Annotated in this window: 14 protein-coding genes; 3 read left to right on the top strand and 11 right to left on the bottom strand. The window is 57.0% G+C overall.

Annotation, left to right across the window (positions count from 1 at the left end; translation table 11 throughout):
- Window positions 1-260: 260 nt before the first annotated feature.
- On the top strand, window positions 261-830 hold the full coding sequence (locus tag DHV10_RS10710) for a WecB/TagA/CpsF family glycosyltransferase (RefSeq protein WP_239461470.1): 570 nt from the start codon (window positions 261-263) through the stop codon (window positions 828-830).
- Between the two features lie 81 nt (window positions 831-911).
- Here DHV10_RS10710 and DHV10_RS10705 read toward each other — a convergent pair whose 3' ends face one another.
- The 11 genes from DHV10_RS10705 to DHV10_RS10655 form a co-directional block, all read right to left on the bottom strand.
- Window positions 912-1,616 carry a hypothetical protein gene (locus DHV10_RS10705; RefSeq protein ID WP_109486321.1) on the bottom strand — a complete coding sequence of 235 codons (705 nt, stop codon included), beginning with the start codon at window positions 1,614-1,616 and terminating at the stop codon, window positions 912-914.
- A complete protein-coding gene (locus tag DHV10_RS10700) occupies window positions 1,616-3,061 on the bottom strand; it encodes a coiled-coil domain-containing protein (protein WP_162601420.1) in 1,446 nt (481 codons plus the stop codon). The genes DHV10_RS10705 and DHV10_RS10700 overlap by 1 nt, the downstream gene beginning before the upstream one ends.
- A gap of 86 nt (window positions 3,062-3,147) precedes the next feature.
- Complete coding sequence (locus tag DHV10_RS10695; protein ID WP_239461468.1) at window positions 3,148-4,893, bottom strand: sensor histidine kinase; 1,746 nt, start codon at window positions 4,891-4,893, stop codon at window positions 3,148-3,150.
- Between the two features lie 84 nt (window positions 4,894-4,977).
- Window positions 4,978-5,718, bottom strand: coding sequence for a response regulator transcription factor (locus tag DHV10_RS10690; protein WP_338042591.1), 741 nt, complete (start codon window positions 5,716-5,718; stop codon window positions 4,978-4,980).
- Window positions 5,719-5,794: 76 nt separating this feature from the next.
- Entirely contained in the window at window positions 5,795-7,021 is a 1,227-nt protein-coding gene (locus DHV10_RS10685) for a glycosyltransferase family 4 protein (RefSeq protein WP_109486318.1), read from the bottom strand.
- Entirely contained in the window at window positions 7,021-8,268 is a 1,248-nt protein-coding gene (locus tag DHV10_RS10680; RefSeq protein ID WP_109486317.1) for an O-antigen ligase family protein, read from the bottom strand. Before DHV10_RS10680 ends, DHV10_RS10685 begins: the two co-directional genes overlap by 1 nt.
- Window positions 8,261-9,583, bottom strand: coding sequence for a GumC family protein (locus DHV10_RS10675; protein ID WP_109486316.1), 1,323 nt, complete (start codon window positions 9,581-9,583; stop codon window positions 8,261-8,263). The genes DHV10_RS10680 and DHV10_RS10675 overlap by 8 nt, the downstream gene beginning before the upstream one ends.
- A 15-nt stretch (window positions 9,584-9,598) precedes the next feature.
- Window positions 9,599-12,481, bottom strand: a complete 2,883-nt coding sequence (locus DHV10_RS10670; protein ID WP_239461466.1) for an SLBB domain-containing protein — start codon at window positions 12,479-12,481, stop codon at window positions 9,599-9,601.
- Entirely contained in the window at window positions 12,448-13,698 is a 1,251-nt protein-coding gene (locus DHV10_RS10665) for a nucleotidyltransferase family protein (protein ID WP_239461465.1), read from the bottom strand. The genes DHV10_RS10670 and DHV10_RS10665 overlap by 34 nt, the downstream gene beginning before the upstream one ends.
- Window positions 13,699-13,731: 33 nt before the next feature.
- Entirely contained in the window at window positions 13,732-14,229 is a 498-nt protein-coding gene (locus tag DHV10_RS10660; protein WP_239461464.1) for a c-type cytochrome, read from the bottom strand.
- A 2-nt stretch (window positions 14,230-14,231) separates the two neighbouring features.
- Window positions 14,232-14,564 (bottom strand): cupredoxin domain-containing protein, encoded by a 333-nt coding sequence (locus DHV10_RS10655; protein WP_109486313.1) that lies wholly within the window; start codon window positions 14,562-14,564, stop codon window positions 14,232-14,234.
- A gap of 339 nt (window positions 14,565-14,903) precedes the next feature.
- Here DHV10_RS10655 and DHV10_RS10650 point away from each other — a divergent pair, with 339 nt between their 5' ends.
- Window positions 14,904-15,959, top strand: coding sequence for a hypothetical protein (locus DHV10_RS10650; RefSeq protein WP_239461462.1), 1,056 nt, complete (start codon window positions 14,904-14,906; stop codon window positions 15,957-15,959).
- A gap of 369 nt (window positions 15,960-16,328) precedes the next feature.
- Complete coding sequence (locus DHV10_RS10640; protein WP_109486311.1) at window positions 16,329-19,775, top strand: TonB-dependent receptor; 3,447 nt, start codon at window positions 16,329-16,331, stop codon at window positions 19,773-19,775.
- The last annotated feature ends 9 nt before the right edge of the window (window positions 19,776-19,784 follow it).

The raw sequence follows: 19,784 nt of genomic DNA, 5'->3' as shown, positions 1-19,784 counted from the left end.
CTGCGGCGCCGTTGGCGAGATCTGATGTCGATGGCGAACTTGCCTATTCCCCCTCAATTTCATCCCAACGAATCAAGGCTCCCGGGTGCGCGAACGTGCTCGGAGTGCAGATCGATGCACTGGACATGTCTCGGACTCTCGCACGCATTCAGGATGCGCTCCAACGCGGCATTAAGGGGTACGTGTGCATGGCTGGGGTGCATGGCGTCATGGAGGCCCAGCGAAGCGCCGCTGTGCGTTGTGCCTTCCGGGATTCGCTCATGAACCTGCCGGACGGAATGCCCACAGTATGGGTCGGGCATTCGCAGGGATTCGCCGGCATGAGCCGGGTCGCAGGCCCCGACGTAATGCTCCAGGTACTCCGTAGCAAGCGCTTTGAAAACTGTCGCCATTTCTTCTACGGCGGAAAGCCCGGCACCGCACAGGAACTGGCCTTCAAGATGAAGCGGCGATTCCCGTGGATTCGAATTGCCGGCACCTATACTCCTCCGTTTCGCGACCTGAACGAAGAAGAAGGGAGCGAACTCATTGAAATCGTCCGGCAATCGAAGCCCTCGATCATCTGGGTGGGCATCAGCACACCTCGCCAGGAACTCTTCATGCGCAAATATCTCCCGATCCTGGACACCCAATTGATGTTCGGGGTAGGCGCTGCTTTCGATTTTCATACCGGAACAATCAAAGATTGCAACGAGTGGATGAAGCGTGCGGGGCTGCAATGGCTGCACAGGCTTTTTCAAGATCCGGGGCGTCTCTTTTGGCGTTACGTGCGCAACAACCCGGCCTTCCTGTGGCGCATTGCGATGCAGATGCTGGCGGGCAAGCTGTAGCGCTGGCCTCAACCGGCCATGCAGTAGGCAGAGGGTGTAATTCAATTCCTCATCCGTTCTGCGCAACAAGTCGGCGGCTCATCAATACGTCGGGGTGGCCTGCCGATCGTACGGCTTTCCATACATGTTTGTGTGCGATGGCGTTGTTGAAACTACTCCCGGCACTTCGAGCTTTCCCAGATTCAGACCACCTGTGTTGAGGTGTACGCGGCGTGTCAGACCGTTGAGAGTCGATTGCTGAACACCCTCGACCCAAAGGTGCATTTCGTAGTCGCCCGTAGCAACATCTGTAATCTGAAAATTACCTTTGGCGTCTGCGGCGGCGTACAGTCGCGTCGAGAGAGCCAGGATGGCAGCACTCATCTCCGGATGAATATTGCAGAAGATGTAGGAGACACCCTCTCGCGAAAACGTCACCGATTTCGTCGAGCCCGCCTCATAAAGACCGAGGTCGAAACGTTTGCCGTCGAACAGTGAGAAGACATTGTGAAAGAAGGGATCAGCATTCGGAAACTGCACAACAGCCCCTACTGGAACAATCAGTACATGCGGTTTGAACGTACGGTTCTTCTGTAGGAGCGTGTAGGCCTTGGACGAGACAAACGGCGTGGAAGGGGTTTGCAGGATCGGCTTAAGCCAGAGTACCGCCGCAGGCGTGCGGTTATGCTGTGGCGGCTTTGGATAGGCGAGTTTGGCACGGACCTCGGACGAGGTCGACATCTGAGAACTACTGGCCGCACCACTGAGCGACAGAATCGCGAGAGCCGCAATTGGCAGAAGTCGCATTAGAACCGATACCCAGTCGCGATTCCAATCACATCACCGGTCATTGTGTATTCAAAGACCGGCGAGCTCTGAATGTGCCGGTACTCCGTCGAGAACATCAGGTAGGTGCTGGGGCGGTAGATCACATTGGCTGTGTAGGTCCGGTTTCGTGTCTGGTTCAGGTAGTAGGACGCCGGATCGCCGGCGAATGGCCTGAGCTGTGACGCGGGAACCTGGTCGGTCCCGAACGCGACATTGAATTCGAGCCGCTCAGACGCGTGCTCAGAGAATTGAGCCCAGCCTCCCATCGCGTCGAGTGCCCGGTAGACATAACCGCCAGTCGGACTATAGGAGAAAACGTAATCCTTGTAGGCTCCTCCGCCAAGGCCGCCAAGTGCCTGACCGTAGTAGGTGCTGCCGCTGAACTCGACTCTACCGGGGAGTGGAACCTTGTAATCGGCTGTCGCACCCCAGGAGCTGTACTTGGTGCCTCCCAAACTTCTATGGGGAATGTACAATGCCCCAACGCCGATCTGCAGTCCGGAGTTCTCGATACCCTTCACTACAGCAATCCTGCTCTCGATCCCAGGCCAGCGGCTCATCTCAGATGTTGCGGGGCGGTTAATGCCTTGCGCCGCTGCCGGTGAAGCTGAGTAGACCTGCGGAGGATTTGCCGCATCAATCACTGCTCCTTGGAAACGAAAACGCGAGGAACCAGGCAGAGACACGTCTTGCGTCACACCAACCTGCGGATTCCAAGACCACAGGTTGCCAGACCACCCGAGACTCGGTACGGCAACAGCAGTGAGCGATGTGGGGGTATTCGGAGCCAGAATCGTCCGATCCAGAGAGAAAAAGACGGAGGTGTGGTCCCAATCGAGCGCGGCGTGCGCAGTTCGAAAACGCAGGATTCCACCTGAGTTTGAGTACACGCCAGATGCGTTCGAGCCGTTGCCATAGAAATCCGTGCGGAGATCCGCACGGCTCTGCGCATTGAAAAGCCGTGGGCCTCTTGCGTCAACCCCGAGCACCGTCTGCCGCACTGAAAGCCCTGTACTCCCTGAACCGGGAATTACTATGGTCGGTGCGGAAGGGTCATCAACTTGGGTCGTGTTCACAAAGCCATTCAGCAGAATCAATCCACTGAGCTTGAGAGGATACTTCGACTCGGATTCGACTTTGGCCTGTTCGTGTGTTGCAATCTGCGTCTCCTGGAGCGACTGTTGCTCGCGGATACTCTCTACGGCAGCGGCCAGGTCAGAAGCAGATGAATCGTTTGTTGTCGCTGCGTGGAAATCGGCAATCTGTTGACGCAAAGACGCGAGCTGCGACCGCAATTCTTCGAGTTCGTTCTGCGATCTCTCAAGCGCAGCCTGCGTGGCTGTCACTGAATCCGTCAATTGCTGAACCTTCGACGCCAGTTCGCTGCTGCTCTCCGATTGGGGATGCGCTAGCGGAGTAGACAAGCAGAGCAAACAACCGATCCCAATGCGAAGACGCGCTTGGCTTCGCGCATTCGACCAGATCCGAAATGCGAATGCTTGTGGTTGACTCATCCTGCTGCCCACCTTTTCTGGCTCGTGTCTTCTGATGCCGCTTGCTGAACGATGCCCCGAGCGAGCGTCATCCGGAAGATCGTCTCGCCAGAGCTCGTTTCCACGAGGATAACCTCCCCTCCGTGTTCCGCAGCGATGCTTTGGGCGAGAGTCAGTCCAAGCCCCGAACCTTTCTGTTTCCCTTCGCTCACGAAGGGCTGGAAGAGGCTGGTACGAATACCTTCCGGCACTCCCGGACCATTGTCCTGGACCTCGATGATGATGGTGCCTTCCTGTACCTTTAGACGCGCATCTACTTTGGGTTCCAGCTGGCCGGTTCGCGCCGACTGACAGGCATTCAGTAAAAGGTTGTAGATAGCGCGCTCAACCTGCTTGCCATCCACAAGTGCAGCCGTATCCGCAGGATCGCAGTATGTTGCGACTAACTGGACGCCAGCTGCATCGGGATGCGCACGCAACAGAGTTGTCGCGCGCTCCAGCAGTGCCGCTACAAGTTCATGCGAACGGCGAATCGCCGCACCGGTTCGGCTGAAGATCAGCATGGACTCAATGAGCTCGGTCGTTCCGTGAACCGCGGTGCGAATATCCGACAAAATCTCGATTCGCTCGTGCTCCGAAAGAGGAGACGACGCCAAGAACTCCGAGTTTGCATACACGCTGGCAAGGTAGTGGCGCAGGTCGTGCGAAACTGAGCTGGCCATTCGACCGATGGTGGCAAGGCGCTCAGCCTCGAGCAGAGCCTGATTCGTGCGCATGATCTCGTCCCGCATGCGGGCAAACGCAAGACTCAATTCGCGTACCTCGCGGGTACCCTCACTCGGTAGCAGATGCGAGCTGTCGCCAAGTCCAAAAGCGCGCACGCCAGTGGCAAGATTCTCAAGGGGGCGAGTCACGCTACGGGAGAGCCAAAACATCAGCAGCGTGCCGACAATCAATGCCAGGAATCCGGCGAATAGCACCAGACGGTCGATCTGTCGGATGGAAGCTTCTGCCGGCGCGAACGACTTAAGAACAACAAGCTGAAGCGGATCTGGAGCGCTGGCTGCCAGGTTCCTGGTTGCTGAAATGTACCGCTCATTGCCAAGGCGGACCGATACGGGTGCATCGAGATCGTTCGCGAGCGGAACCGGAGCCCGCATCATCGCGCGAAGAGTCTCATCGTCAAGCGTGCTGGTAAGCGCGCGTCCTCGTCCCAGAAAAACGGCCTCCACCGCCGTAGCCTGACTGATCTGACGCAGTAACTCTGGGCCGATCTGAAATCCACTGATCACGTATCCGAGCAAAACGCCATCTTCTTCGGTGCCGGAGTACAGGGGCAGGACGGAGCAGGCGTAGAGCCGATCGGAACTGACCAGGTAGCGAGGAGCCGGCCTCTCGAACAGATGATCGACATTCGTCGCCAATTGAGCTCCACCGTGAACTCCCTTCGCATACGCGGCAACAACATGCCCCTGGTTGTCCGCAAGCGCGAAAAGATCGCTGTCGCTGACCTTCCAGAATCGAACACCAGCGTCCTCGATCGTTGCGGCATCGCTGGTGGTCATCAACGCCTTGAGGCTGGGCAAATCGGCCATCAGCGCATTCTCCCTTTCAAGCGCATTCAGGCGTTGAGTCTGCAGGTTCTCGAAGGTCGCGACGGAGTGCGCTAGATCTCGACTTAGGTCTTGGGTGACCTGGCTTTCAAGCTGATGCCTTACGATCAGCAGGCTCCCGAAGGTAGCGGCAGCAATGATCAAAGCCATCGCTCCGACCAGCAGCATGCGGGTCCGAATCCCTCTATTCTCCCCCATGCACGCTACCCCTGATCGAACTGGAGCTGATACCACCTACGGAATAAACTTGTATCCCGCGCCATAGATGGTGAGCAAGTGGACCGGATTGGCCGGGTCTGGTTCGAGCTTTTGTCTCAACTTCAAAATCTGATTATCGACAGTCCGCGTTGTTGGGTATGAATTGTAACCCCAGACCTCATTCAATAGCAGGTCGCGGCTGAGGACGCGCTCTGGATGCTCAGTGAAAAACCGCAAGAGCTTGAACTCGTGCGACGTGAGAACCACCGCAACACCGGAGCGCTTGGCTGTCATCCGCTCGAAGTCGATTTCGCACTCTCCAAACCGATAAATGGCAGATTGGGTGGGCCGCTTCCTGCGCCGGATCGCCGCCTGGACACGCGCCATCAACTCCCGCGGGCTGAAGGGCTTGGTAACGTAGTCGTCTGCGCCGAGTTCCAGCAGCAGGACCTTGTCTACGACTTCCGTAATGGCGCTCAGAACAATCACCGGAGTGTCGGGCGAAATCGACTTCATGGTCTGGCAGAGTTCACGGCCTGAAATCTGGGGGAGGATCAGATCAAGCACGACCGCAACAGGATGACGAGTTCGAAACAAGTCGAGCCCCGCCTTGCCGTCTCCTGCCACTTCGATTGAGTAGCTTTGTTCTGCGAATATGCGTCTCAGCACCTTTTGCATACGCGGGTCGTCCTCTACGACCAGGATGGTGCCGAGCTCGAGCTTGGGCGCTACTACCTGCTCCATCTCTTCCAGAACCAAAACCTCACTGCTGCTCATGACATCAATTCTGCCTTTGAAATGCAATGGTTAACAATCGAAACTGCACAAATGACAATTGATTGACAATTGCTTTTCAGGGCCTAAGAGGGTTTGAAGCCCTGGCAGAAAGTGGGCGCGCAGTTTCCCCGCTTCCTTGATTTGGGGCCCTTTGCAAAGAGACCTCGGCAACCTCTCCGCGTCCCCGTCGCGCGATCACTCTTCCGTACAGTTCAATGTACTGTTTAGCGATTGGCGATGGAGAGAGACGTGGCATGTTAGCCGGAATGGGTCTCCTCGCACGAAGAGCCTCGCCTACAGCAACCACGAATTTCTCCTCCGCGTTGGAGTCGAGCGGAACGAATCGAGATGCAGGCGACGCGACTTCTCGAAAAGAGGGAATGTCGGAGCAGACCACGCGGCAACCGGCTAGCTGTGCTTCCAACACCGGCAGGCCAAATCCCTCAATCAGAGATGGCGCCAGCAGCAGTTCGGCGTTTCGATAGCACCACGCCAACTCCGCATCGGAAAGCCCATTCACGAAAACTACCGCTTCATCCAGATTCTCCGCCCTGGCGAAGCGATAGAGCGCACCCGACTCCGGACCGGCCAGTCCCACAACCAGAAGTCGCGTTCTCTGGCTGACGTCGCCCGCGGCCAGAGCCCGACGGAATACCTTCAGAGCGAGCAGCAGGTTCTTGTTGCGCCGATGCTGAGCCACGCATAATAAGAACGGCTCGCCGTTCCAGGAGGCAGCGAACGCTGGCTTCCGTGGCGACGGGCCACTCTCAGCAAAGTTGCCGATCGTAACAGCCTTCTCTGCAACGTTCGGCATGACCTCGCACAGGCGTCGCCTTGTCGCTTCAGAAACACAGGCGATCGCGCCAGCATTTCTCAAGCATTGGCGCAAAATCATGCGATTGAAGAAGACTTTCGGCAATCCGAAATTCGCCGGAATGTCGTAGGGGTAAAGATCGTGCAGGGTCGCTACGGTGGGACACAGAAAAGCGCTTGCCGTAATCAACGACGGGTAAGAGACGTGAACGACGTCCGCGTGTAGTTGCTGCACGATTGCAGGCAGCGTTTGCAGGTACCAGAGGTTTCGCGCGAGTGTTCCCGGTCGCATAGGTACGGGATGAACATGGAGACGCGGATCGTTCCGGCAGATGGCGTCCTTGACACAGCCCTCTTCCCACCGAGCCACAAGGACATGTAAGGCCGAGATCTCGGGTCGAATGAGCAGACACTTAGCGAGATTTGCCGCATGACGCGACACGCCCGACAGCGAGCGATTCGAAGAGACCGCGGCAACAACGACCTTCATCAGGCAGATCCTTCTGCCGTGGCTTCGGGCATCTCGCCGATTGATCCGACAGTTCCGACCGACGGTAGAGCAAGGGGTAATGCTCCGCTTAGAGTGATGCTGATCAGAGAGATCAACCAGAGGGGCAGAGACAAATCGAAGTTCTCTGTATCCGCCAAGCCGCGGATCAGAATGAAGACGAGCAGCGCAGTCAACCTCGCCCTTGTCTCCCTCGAACTGCTTCCGCGGACCTGCCGAAACAGGCTCGCATACAGAGTTCCAACAAGGACGACTCCGAGCAGCCCGTACGCGTAAAACTGCTGAAGAAGTTCATTGTGAGCGTGCCACGCCTCGAACGATCCAAATGGCGGAATGACATTGCGGAAGGAATGAAAGCCGTGTCCGAACCAGGGTTGTTCCAACGCTCTTGTCAGCACAAAGGCCCAGATGCCAATTCGCCCCGACAGTGTTTCAGACTGGTTGCCTAGATGGGTATAGACCTCGTAGTAGCTCTCGAACAATTGCCAGAACGAAGCGGCGACTACCATTGCAACCCCGACAGTCATGATCTTTGCACGCCGGCTTCGCGACTGGTCCAGCAGGAGTAGCGCGCCCTGCGACAGCACGAACGCAATGATTGTGGTCTTGCTCAAGCTGCGCAACAGGCTGATGATAAGGATTATCGCAGCTATCCGGAACGCAATAGTCCTGCGCCCGGCAATCTGGATCAGGAACACTCCGAGTGCACAGCAAAAACCTATCGCATTGGGGCTGAAAAAATCGTCATCACCGGGGCGGAGGTCATACATCGTCGGCGATAACCACTCGACTGCAGCAATCAGAAGCGCTCCGCAAATATAGCCCCGCATGATTGACAAAGCAGCCGAGTAAGGGTGCTCTGCTCGCATCGCTAAGACGATCATCACGACCTCGGACGCGAGTTCGCACCAATAAGCGAAAGCTACTGTTTCAGAGGCTGTGCTGCTCCAACTCAAGCTGCACAAACCCATCATCAGAAAGCCGAGAGTCAATTTAAATGGCCTTGCCGGCAACATCTCTCGAAGCGTGAACCGCGCGGGGCCCAATGAGTGGAAAGCCATGATGGCCAGCAGCAGAAGATGGATGGCGAAGTTCACGTAAGCGCCTGTCCTCGGATCAGACTGGAACGCCAGAAACGTGGTGCAGAGGCGCGCTGCGAGGTAGAACCCTACCGCAGCTGGTGCGATCGAAACGTTTCCATTGCGCAGCATTGCTGCTGTATCAGCCATGACGCAATCTCTGCAAAAAGAGCCTTTGAAAACCCCTGTGCAGTTCTTCCATGATCTCTGCGCCCAGGATCCTCCGTTCGTCGACCGGGCTCATCTCCCTCCATCTAAACCGGCCGATGATCAGGCCGGCAGTAATCATCATGGTCAGAGTCGTTAACACTACGCAGAGCACGGTTCTCGGTGGAAAAGACTTCTTCTCCGGTATGCCAGGAGCATCGATCACGCGCACTACAGGGACGTCCTTCGCTTCCTGAATCCTTGCGAGTTCGTACTGCTGCGTCAGCATTTCGTAGACGGCTTCCTGCACACGAACGTGACGATAGATGTCTGCGTACGGCACAGCGAGCCGCGGAAGTTGCCGGAGCGGGGGATAGTCCGCTCCCGCTCTGAGCAGACCATTATTGTCAGCGGAAATTGTGCCGTCGGCCTGCAGAGGCTCCGACGTACCGCCAATTGCCTGCAGTTGGCTCCGCAGACCCGAGATTCGGGCCCGAGCGGCACGCACACGCACGTTCTGGTCGCCATAGATTTGCAGCATTGAGTCGAGTTCTGTCTGCTCAAGAATCAGCTGTGCCTGCAACTTTGCTGCAGCATCCACTGTCGCTCGCGTCTGCTCCTTCATGTCGATGGTGGAGTGGGTGCTGGAGAACTCGCTTAAGGCATTCTGAGCGCGCTCTAACTCTGCTTCAGCACCTTTGAGACGACGTTCAATGAAAGTTCTTTCCTGACGGGCAGAGGAGGTGTTCGTACGGTTTACGAGAAGATTGAGTTCATCCAGGTAAGCCTGCGCGAGATCCCGTGCTCGCTGCGGATCTCCATCTTCGACTGTGATGGAAATGACGCCACTGCGTTTGTCTTCGACGACTGAAGTGCGGCGGGCAAGCTTCTTTGCTGCGTCAACCCGGTAGCGCTTGCTGTAGATCTGCTGCAGTTGAAATCGTTCAATCAGATGGTCACTTACGGTCGCACTGCGCAAAAGGTCAACGAACAATGGCCCGGTCGTGCGAACAGCTAAAAGATTGGCGGCAATGCTGCCGATGCTGCCGTATTCACTTGCGCCTCTCCCCGCGAGGGCTGCCAGCAGAGCAGCGCTCGATCCGGTGCTTTCGGGAGGCATAATGCGGGCAGTCGACTCGTACCGCTTCGGGATCAGAAAAGCAGCTGCGACGCTGATTAGAGCACCAATTGCGGCTGCCTTGAGAAACAAAGCACGATACTGCCACAAAAGGTTCGCATTTACGACCCAGTTTGGAGAAGCGCCGGCCGCAGTAGCCTCATTCTGATGCTCTCTCGTTGCTGCCGAACCCGTATGCACGCCGACCTCCTTTTCCTATAAGCCCGCTACAGCAGCGGTGATGGCGATAGAGGACGCGATCTGGGCGGTGCTCAGCAGATTGCGCCAGAAGAGGGATGCACCGATGATCTTCTGTGGAACTACAACGACGTCTCCAGGTTGCAGACGCGTAGAGAGCACGTCACGGTCGTACCACTCTCCTGATTGCCGACCTACCACCGCACCGTTCGCACGAACAACAAAGATCTCTTTGCGATTTGCGATGCTGGTCGCGCCGCCCGCATGCTGCAAGTACCACGCGGCCGTCTTCCCGGGCGTGAATGTAATAGCGGAAGCGTTGTAAACCTGCCCGCTCACAAGAACGAATCCAGGGCGCTTGGGAATGCGCAGCACGTCGCCTCTCCGCACTTCGATGTCGGCTGCCGTTCCTGCCCACGACTCAATGTCCGTCGTAACGTGGATGACCATGCGCCCCATTGCTGGCTGGCTCTTGAGTTGAGAAAGAATCTGGTCCTCCTGTTGCCGGATGAGACTCGCTTGTCCGGACAAGTCATTCGAAGCGAGATTCGAAGAAAGACGGGCAGCTGAAGCGCTCGTCTCAATCTGACGAATGAGTTCGGCCCGGCTCTTCTCTTCGAGTTCCTTAACCTGCTCTCGCGTAAGAATCGCACCGGCGGGGTAGGCAGTCTCACGGAAGCCTCCAGCGCGGCGCAAAACATCGCTAAGCCGCTCGCCGCTGCGGAATCCGTAGCTGCCCGGGTGCGCTACCTCGCCCTCGATTGTGATCGACTCGCCGATGTCATTCCAGCCGGTGATCTGGTGAACAGTAAGAACATCGCTGGGCTTGAGGGCGCGATCCGCGGAGAGGTCGCTTCGCCCGACAGCTTCTCCTATCCGTATGTCCGCGCGCTGGCTCTCTACTTTTGTTCCGTTCACCACCTGGTAGCTGATGAGGTCTGCTGTTTCCAACAGGGCATCTCTCTTGAAGCCTCCAGCCGCACGCACCAGTTCCGCAGCCGTCATTCCATCGGACAGGGGGTAGGATCCTGGACGCAGAACTTCTCCGCGAACCTCCACCCGTGGAGCGTCGACATCATATCGACCGAGAACTCGCACCGTATCGAAAGGCTGTAGCGCAATGTCGCCGTTGCCGATCAGCGCGTCAGCCAGGTTGAACTCAATCGTCTGCACGTGAAGATCCGGCGGCGCTAGGCGGATAATCTCACCAATGCTGGCCGGTTCAGGCAGAAGATCCTGGTAGCTTCGCAGCACGTCGCTGAGGTGCATGCCGTCTCGGTAGGGGTGGCGTCCGGGACGAACGACGTGTCCTTCGACATAGACCAGGCGCTCGCTAAATGGGGCGATAGGCGCGACGTGAATCCGATCCCCATCCCGAAGCTCGAAGTTCTCGATATCCTTTTCGTCCTGATCTGCCGATCCTAAGCTGATGGTCTCGCGATTCTGGTTGGCATTGATGCGCTCGATCGAAATATGTTCAAGGGACGCCGCTACCGTGATCCCTCCTGCAATCTGGAGCAACGCTCCGAGTGTGCTCGCATTGTTGAGTTCATAGATCGCTGGTCGCTTCACCGCCCCCGAGATCGCAACCTGCGGTCCCACCGCCGGGACAACCAGGGTGTCCCCTCCCAGCAGTCGCTGCTCGTCACTCTGGACCCCGCGCAGGAGGAAGTCGTACAAATCAACCGTGCCGATGAGTTCCTTTCCGCGATAGTGCTTCAGCATCCTCAGGGAACCAATAGAGGTCGGACCTCCTGATGCGTACAGTGCACTCAGAGGAGATGCCAGCGAACTCACTTCGTACGCGCCGGGTCTTTGCACGTCGCCGACAACATAGATGCGGATCGTTCGCAGGCGGGCAAGCGTGACGGAGGCCCGCACGTCTCGGTATTGGCGCCGCAGTTCCTGCTGCACCAGTTCCTGCGTCCGTTGCATTGACAAGCCCGCTACCTGAATATCTCCAGCCTCAGGTAGCGCGAGGTGCCCATCTGGATTTACGGTACGCGTGAATGACTGCGAGATTCCGCCCCAAAGATCGATGGTGAGTCCGTCGCCGGGACCGACTACGTAATCCGGCCCGATTGGGACATCGAGAGGAGCCTGACCTGTAGCCGCCCGATCGCGACGGGTAAAAACGTCCGACCCAAAGCGCTTCAGCTGATCTGAAGTGTCAGGAATTTGGGAGTAGAGATCACGCAGCGATCTCAAGTTGTACGGTGCTGGGCGGTGCAGCACCGGAGGTTCGCTCGTGATGTTGTCTGTATCGCGCTCCTGCTCAGCGGACTTCGGCTCCGCTTGCATCGCGCCTCCGGAACTCCCCTTGCCTTCGAGTTCCACCGATCGATGAGCTGCGGGCTGTTGCCCAGCTTCTTCGGCTGGCGGTTCGAGCCCTCTCGCAGGCTCTCGATTATTGATCTGTCTGCCCCCCGACAGCGGCGACAGTGGATCAGCAACTCGAGGCGCAGGCGTTTTCAGCCGAAGATCTCCAGCCTCCACATAGCCTCTCGCGCGCAAAAACATCGTGATCTGCTGGCGCAAATTCCTGTCGGAGCCGATCTGACTGTAAAGAGTCTCATCTGTAATGGCATCCGGCTGCGCAGCGATTGTCCCGGGTTGGGATTGAGCAACCATCGTCTTGATCTCAACAGCAACTTCCGGCCTGCTTTGAAGGATAGAGATGATCTGCGATGCTGAAAGCGAGAGCTGAGCGTCTTCGTCCTGAATGGCTTCAGCGTCACGCGTCTGATTGGCCGACGTGAAATCGTTTTGCGAGATCGGAGCTCCCGCGAATCCGTCCTGTGCTGTCGCGGTGCATGCGAACACAGAGATGAGAACTACCCATGGAATGAGCCATCGCGAAGGCGCGATCATTGCGGTAATCCCCCATTTCTGCGCTGCCAACGCGTCGATTCAACCGCGAAAACAAGTCCCTGCGAAACATGAAAATGCAGTCTTCGTGCCGCGAATCTCGTCTGAATCCAGAATCGGCGCGTCCGCTCGAATCGGGATTCATTCAGTCCAGCCTTCGTAATCTTCGGCGGCCAGTGAAGAGGCACCAGCAGACGCCGGAGTTCCGTCCTGCCTGCGTCGGCTCCGATGTTAAGTTCCTTGCGCAGCAGGAGGTAAAGTTTGCTCCCAGGACGGCCGGAGATAAGTACACGGCGGCCGTAGAGTTGAATCCACAAGCAAACCCCGGCGGGGAGCTTGTCTACGGACCAACCTGCCAGTTCAGCGGGTGCGCATTGACCGAATATCAGCGAGGCCAGCAGCACAGCTGCTCCCACCGCCATGGCCGCACCGGGTTGTTCCATCGCGAGGCTTTCAACCTGCCCCCAGAAGCCAGTGTCGTTGCGTCTTCCGCATATATGTCGCCAGAACTCCAGCACCCACGAAGCGCGAGTGTACTCGCTGCACATATGCTTGAACAGGTGTTGGCCTTGAAGAACGAAGATATCCGCGGGATCGAGCGCGGCCAACCAGCAGCTCTGCATAAGTCGCCATTCTGACCTTGCCAAACGATCCCCGCGCCCTACTTGCAGCTGCTGGCTCTCCAGATGTACTTCGAGTGCCCGCTCTGGGCGTTCCTGGTACAAATTCTTCAGAGAAGACGTTCCGCAAGGGCCCGCTTTGAATTCCCAGGTTCGTTCGCCTACAGCAGCGAGTGCGTAGCCGAATCTCGCAAGGCACTTCTCTGTTGCCCTGAGATCCGCCTTTCGGATCAACAGGTCAATGTCCATCTGATTTCGAAGTGCGGGATCCGGAACAGACTCGGACGGAAACGTAATTCCTTTGAGAACTGCGCATTCAATGTTGAGAGCCCGTAGCGCATGGGTGATCTCTACCGCCTCGCTCAGGAGAGCCTCAGTTCGTTGGCGATTCTCCTTAAGATTCGTTTGCAGCTGAGAAATTACCGATCGGGGAAGACATGCGAGTAGGGCCATCGCCTCTATGCGCGCGAGAAAGTAAAGGGCCAGCCCGCTTACATCGAGCCAGTACTTGGCGCGACTCCAATCGCGGGCGCCGAATTCTCGCAGACGAGCCTCGACCGACGGTGCAGGCTCGTGGAAGCTGGCCAGGACGGCCTCTTTCAAACGCGCTGCTCGACGCTCCTCGTTCATTTCGATTTGGAGTGGTCCAATTCTCATTTGGAATTAGTGCGCGTACATCTCGGGTTCGCCAAGACTGCCGGCGGGCGGAAGATGCCGCAGGTACACGACGATTGACCAGATCTCTTCATCGGCCAGCGTTCCCCGGGAACCAGGCATCCCGGACGGCCAGATTCCGTTGTCGATTACCCATTTCAATTGACCGTCGCTGTAGCCTTGCACATCAGGTGATGCCAATGAGGGCACAGGAGGCGACAATCTCTCTGCGAATGGAACCCCGGTATTCTGCCCATCCATGCCGTGACACGCCACGCAGTAGTGAGAGAACGCTTCTTTTCCGTCCGCGAGTGCATTCGGGCTGCCTGCTAGCGGGTTCTTCTCGTCTTTACCGGCCACCAGCACCTTGTGTTTCAAGGCCTCTATCGCTATGGTCTCCAGGTGAGTCGGTTCGGTCGCGCTCAATCCGTGACGGAGCACCAGAACCGGGAGCATTAGAGCGCCGGCCGCGAAAGCGACCCCCATGCCGAGCAGTGTTCGAATCATGTTCACGAGACCACATGGATGGTAAAAGTCATCACGCCATGTCCGGAGCCGCAGAACACGGAGCAGTGGCCTGTGAAGGTTCCAGTCTTCTGCGGTGTGAAGGTCGTCTGAGCGGTCTTTGCCTTGCTCGCGTTCAACTCGATCTTGAGCTCGCGGATTCTCAGCCCGTGAGCAACATCGGCGCTAGTCAGGACGAGATCGACGGCCTCTCCCTTCTTCACAGTTATCTCCGCAGGCTCAAATGCGAATCGCCTGGCTGTGACTTGAATATGGTGCGGAGTATCGGGCCTAACGGGAGGAACCACGATGTACAACAAGAGAAGGACTAGCGCCATACCTTGCGCAGCTGATCGCTTCCAACTCGAACTTGTTTTCCTGACTGTCCTCTGCGTACCGACCCTATTCACAGGCTGAGAAAGACTGATAACCACGATGACTCCGATAATCCGATATCAACTCTGCCCAACCTAATCGCGCGCACCCTGGGTCGTGTCATACATGTGTAAGAGGATTGTCATGGCTTTGTCGTCGCGAACGGGAACTGTCTGAAGTCAGTGGAGATCCCTGTTGGGCAAGAAATGTCCTGGGCGGGATTCCGGAGAAGTGACATTCCGCTTACAAATGGAAGACGCCCCTCTGACATGCGGCATTTCTTTGAGAGCTAGCGTGAGCACATGCCAAGGACGAAAGTGCTCCTATCTCCTAAGCGCGCGGGAATCTATGCGAGTGCACTGCTGGCTGCCTCGCTCCTGGTGATGAGTCGGCCCGGCACCACGCAGGACGTGCCCCTTATTTCCGGCGGAGTCGGTTTTGTCACCAGCACCAACGCCGGAAACACAACCTACATCCCCGTTATCTCTCCACTGCTCGCGGCGCCTCTAGGAAATCACATTCTGGTGGAGAGCCGCGCCACCATCCTCGATTCATACTTCCCTAAAGGTGGCGGACATAGCGGATATACCAGCTCATCATTTCTGGGCCTTTCATATCTGCAGATGGACTACATCGCGAGTTCGCACCTGACGGTCGTCGCAGGAGAGTTCCTCACTCCGTTCGGTACATACAACGAGCGACTTTCACCCATTTGGATCAGCAACTTCGAAAGCGCACCTCTCATATTCAACCTGGGAACGATGAACACCGGCTCCAGTGTCGGCGGAATGCTTCGCGGGTCCGCAATCTCGAACGACCACGTTTGGCTTGATTACGCAGGCTACTTTTCCGCTGCGAGCACCAATGAGCAGTTCAAATCCCAGCGCGCGTCCGGCGCCAGGACAAGCTTGTACTTTCCGCAAGCACGCCTGGAAGTGGGTGGATCGTACGGAAGGTTGCTGGAAGAAACACACGAGAATTTCGAAGGTTTGCATCTCTGGTGGCAACCTGCCGACGCACTCGTCAAGCTTCGATCAGAATTCGCCCACGGTCCACACTCCAAGGGGTACTGGGTGGAATCTGAATTCCACCTGGCGAGCGCATCATCCGGAATGACACTTCGTCGTGCCATCCAGCCCGTTTTTCGCTGGCAGCAGACCTTTCGCAGCAGCCCCGACCCCACCGACGGTTTACCCGGGGCGGATACAAAGCGCGCCGATTTCGGACTGGACATCCTCTTCCCGCATGAAGTGCGAATCAACAGCAGTTACTCAAGGCAATCGTCCACACAAGACACCAACATTTGGCAGACCGGGATCGTATATCGATTTCTGTTCCCCACCTGGAGAGGCAAATGAATACGGATTTGAAGATTCGTGCAGCCTGCATTGTCCTTACCTTTTCCCTTGCGTCTGCTTCCCTTCCAGCCTTCTCATGGCGAATCGAATCCATACAGGACTCCTCGGCTGGCGCACGCCAGAGCCAGGCTCGGCACCAGCCGGCAGCGCCGGAGTCAAAGGGTGCTATCAAGTTCAAGCAAAACTGCTCGCGATGTCATGAAGCGCCGCAGGGATTTTCCTCGAGGATCTCAGGAACGATCCTGCGCCATATGCGGGTTCGCGCTTCGCTCAGCCCTCAAGATGAGCGAGACATCCTTCGCTTTCTCAACCCGTGAGACTCGGTGTCTTGCGCTCGGACTCCACCTGCCCCCTGACGAGAGGATCCACATGAGAGCCGTTTCCACATTCTGCACGTTTGCATTGCTGTCTCTGCTGGAATATTCAGGCACACCGCTGCGGGCCCAGGCTCCCGGAACGGGCGCAATCACCGGCACCATCTACGATTCGTCGGGATCTTTGGTGCAGCAAGCTCAGGTCGCGCTAAAGAGTGAATCTACCGGTGCGGTTCGGGCGACATTCAGTAATGCCTTCGGAGTATTTACGTTTTCTCTGCTTCCGCCCGGGTCCTACGCTGCATCAGTCAAGGCCCCAGGCTTTTCCGAAGCAGTCGCGCAAGGCATCAGCGTCGTGGTGTCCGAAAGAAGCGCGGTGGACTTTCATCTTTCGATAAGCAGGGCCAATGACACCGTTACCGTTGAACCAGCAGTTGAGTTGGCACAAAGTGAGTCGTCCGCCCTGGGTCGGGCAGTCGATCGCGAAACCATCGAAGCGCTCCCCCTTTCAAACCGCAACTATACTCAGATTCTTTCTTTGTCCCCAGGGGTCGTGGTTGAACTGCCGAATGCCGGCGCACTGGGCCGAGGCACGCAGAATGTCGCGGCGAATGGAAACAAGACGACAGGCGACAACATCCAGTTCAACGGCGTAGACGCGAACAATCTCTCGCAAAACTCCGCAGCGAACGATGGCGAAGAAGTCGGTGTCGCAGCCCCAGCTCCAGACACCCTGCAGGAATTTAAGGTTCAGACCGGAAACTACGATGCAAGTTACGGCAGGGGAACCGGCGCCAATGTCGACGTAATCAGCAAAACAGGAACGATGCATTATCACGGTTCCGCGTGGGAGTTTCTTCGCAACGATCTCTTAAATGCAAACAATTTCTTCTCCAAGCTGACAAATCAGCCGCGTGCCGTGTTGAAGCAGAATCAGTTCGGCGCTTCCTTCGGCGGTCCATTCCGACACGACACCTTGTTCTTCTTCGGAGCCTATCAAGGCCTTCGATCCAGCAACGGCCTGGGTGACCAGGTCACCGTCAACCTGCCTCAACTTACTTCGGACCGCTCAGCACAGACGCTCGGCGCGCAATTCTGCGCATATGCCACAGCAGCGGGTGGGACCCAAGTCGCGTGTGATGGTTCCAACATCAACCCGGTTGCCCTGGCACTGCTCAACTTCAAGCTTCAGAACGGGCAATATGCCATTCCAAATCCGCAGATCCTCTTGCCCTCGACAGATCCGACGCAGATGCCGATCGGAGAGTCGACATTCGCTACACCCGCCAGATACGACGAAGATCAATTCACGCTGAACGTTGATGCCAGACCCGCTGACCGGAACCAGTTCGCGGCGCGATTCTTCTACTCGCACGCACCGACAATCGAACCCTTCTCACCAAACGCAGCGAACGTTCCCGGTTGGGGGACAACAGAACTAGACCAGAACACAATGCTGGTTCTCTCCGACACGCACGAGTTCAACCCGCATTTCGTCAATGTCGCGCGCTTTGGATTCATGCGTTTCGATGGCGATTCTGTGGTGGCCAATCCGATCCTGGCGTCTGATCTCGGCACGACGTCGCCCACAGGTACGGCGGGCGGCAGAATTCCTGCCCCCGGAATCACGATCGATGGTCTGTTCACAGTTGGCGATGCAGGGACACCTTCTCAGTGGCAGGTCACAAACAGCTTCATCTTGCAGGACACCCTCTCGTTTAGCTGGAACAGGCATTCGTTGCGATTTGGCGCGGAGTTCAAGCGTCACCAGGTCGATGTGAATGCACCCTTTTCAACAGACGGCTTACTCGATATCCGTACCTTCAGCGATTTCCTGCTGGGTCAGAGTGCCGAGCAGAACGGCAGTCCCACCGGGAGCAGCAACGTAAGCCTTAGCAACGGCAGTTCCGGCCTGTTTCGAAAAGATGAGCGTTACATCGATCTCGCGGGATTTCTGCAGGACGACTTCAGGATTTCGAACCGACTCATGCTCAATGCGGGATTGCGCTACGAAGTGTTCGGTGCGCCCTCAGATGTAAATGGCAGGCTCGTTACGTTTGATCCGACCATCGCCACAAGGTCTGCGTCTGCCGAAGGAACACTGAGCGGTTTCGTTGTTCCTTCAAATTTCAAGCGCGCGGTCCCAGATGGCGTGGTCCGATCCTCCATCCCGGGCTTGTTCCCGACAAGGCATGTCGATTTCCAACCTCGCCTCGGCTTTGCTCTCCGGCTGGACGAACATCCAGAGATCGTCATTCGCGGGGGTTACGGCCTCTACTTCGACCGGCTCTCTGCGGGCTTGGCGGAAAGCCTCCTCGCGGTTGAACCCTTTTCAACGTTTCAGTTTTTCGCCGGGTCAACAAACGGCGGGGCGACCTTGCAGGATCCGTTTGTTCCTCAGCTTCCGCCAAACAGTACCTATCCCACCTTCCTCCCGCGGGTTCCCGGCGCAGGTCCAAGCCTGAGTGCCGTCGCCAGGCACATGGTTGACCCATATACAGCCGAGTACAACTTGAACGCGCAGATCGCTTTCGCTCGCGATTATCTCCTTGAGATTGGATATGTCGGCACGCACTCATTCCACGAGAGCGGATGCACCGAGTTCAACCAGGCCCTTCTCGCCAGTCCCGCGAATCCCATCAACGGAGAGACAACCAACTCCGCCATCAATGTGATCCAGCGGCTTCCATTCGCGGGAATCAGTCCGGGATCACTCTTGTGCGAGTCTTCGTTCAATGCCAATTACAACTCACTGCAAACCAGCATCACGAAGAAGCTGGGCTATGGGCTCGAATTCCTCGGCAGCTATACGTGGTCGCGCAATCTCGACCAGACCAGCGGCTCTTCCGGAAGCAATGTCTTCGAACAGCATCTTGTTACAAATGACCAGACCAACTTCCGGCAAGCATATGGACCGACGGACTTCGATCGGACACACCGGGCTGTACTCAGTCTCGTCTACAACACTGCATTCGCTCGCCGCCTTCCCCGATTCGCAGCTGGGGTGGTAGGTGACTGGCGCGTCTCGGCGGTCGGCGTATTGCAGAGCGGCACTCCAATAACGATCCTCGATGACAGCGCGGGGGCCGTATACGGCAACTTTCCCTTTGAGAATCGCGCGCAGCTTAGCGGAGCGGCAAAGCCGGCGACATCAGGCTCCTTGTTCTCACGAGTACTCAACGGCTATCTGAATCCAGCCGCATTCACCTCCGCCCCTGAAGCACCGAATAGTACCGGACCAGGAGATACCGATTTTGGAGATAGCGGCGAAGGCCTTGTCCGCGGTCCAGGCCAGCGCAACCTCGACATGGCATTCGAGCGTGCCATCCCGATCAGCGATTCGCAATCAGTGCATATGCGAGCAGAGTTCTTCAACCTCACGAACACCGCACACTTCAACAACCCGGTCAACAACGTCAGCGCAGGTCCTGCTTTCGGAGTCATCACATCAACATCATCAAACCCGCGCATCATTCAACTTGCCGTGAAATACGAATTCTGATGAAGACAT

Source organism: Occallatibacter savannae (assembly GCF_003131205.1).
GTDB classification, from domain to species: domain Bacteria; phylum Acidobacteriota; class Terriglobia; order Terriglobales; family Acidobacteriaceae; genus Telmatobacter; species Telmatobacter savannae.
The sequence above is the reverse complement of the archived record's forward strand: the minus strand, read 5'-3'. Positions and strand labels throughout refer to the sequence as shown.